This window comes from Marinicauda pacifica (genome assembly GCF_004793635.1).
In the GTDB taxonomy this organism is placed as follows: domain Bacteria; phylum Pseudomonadota; class Alphaproteobacteria; order Caulobacterales; family Maricaulaceae; genus Marinicauda; species Marinicauda pacifica.
The window spans coordinates 1-306 of record NZ_SRXV01000087.1; the positions used below are offsets into that span (position 1 = coordinate 1).

The window sequence follows — 306 nt, forward strand, 5'->3', positions numbered from 1 at the left end:
CAGCGAAGAGGGCCGCGAGGGCCTGTCCGCCTTCCTTGAAAAGCGCCAGCCGCGTTGGGCGCAGTAGACCCCGGACATCACGGCAGGCTGCGCGGCCGCGAAACCTGGCTGCACGCCCGGCGCGAAGCTCTTCGCGACCGGGTGGTGCGCGGGCCGGTCACGCTGGCGCTGTTCGAATTTCTCGCCTTCGGGATCAAGCCGGGCTGGGCATGCCTGTTCGGCGCGCTGATGCTGGGCGCACTCGTCGCGAGCTTCCTTTTCTATCCCGCCGACGCAGCCCTGGCGCGCTACGACGTCATCACGCTC

At 69.3% G+C, this 306-nt stretch carries 1 protein-coding gene; it reads left to right on the forward strand.

Annotation, left to right across the window (positions count from 1 at the left end):
- Window positions 1-54: 54 nt before the first annotated feature.
- Window positions 55-306: DUF817 family protein (locus E5162_RS15090; RefSeq protein ID WP_241973588.1), on the forward strand; the 252-nt coding region annotated here is incomplete at its 3' end.